The sequence below is a fragment of the Achromobacter sp. SIMBA_011 genome (assembly GCF_046535435.1).
In the GTDB taxonomy this organism is placed as follows: Bacteria; Pseudomonadota; Gammaproteobacteria; order Burkholderiales; family Burkholderiaceae_B; genus Achromobacter; species Achromobacter dolens.
Window position 1 is genome coordinate 1 of the sequence record NZ_JAWRWN010001197.1, and the last position, 237, is coordinate 237.

At 67.9% G+C, this 237-nt stretch carries 1 protein-coding gene; it reads left to right on the plus strand.

Annotated elements, in window-relative coordinates:
- On the plus strand, positions 1-237 hold a 237-nt coding region (locus tag SB816_RS34840; RefSeq protein ID WP_410548605.1), incomplete at both ends, for an MlaE family ABC transporter permease.

Consider the following 237-nt stretch of genomic DNA (forward strand, 5'->3'; position numbering starts at 1 on the left):
GTGCTGCGCCGGCCGCAGACGATGCCGTGGAAGGAAACCTCGGCGAACATCTACAGCGCCGGCGCGCAGGCGCTGCCGATCACCGCGCTGGTCGCGTTCCTGATCGGCATCGTGCTCAGCTATCTGTCCGCGCAGCAGCTGCAGATGTTCGGCGCGAACCGCTACATCGTGAACATCCTCGGGCTGTCGGTGATCCGCGAGCTCGGCCCCGTGTTGTCGGCGATCCTGGCCGCGGGC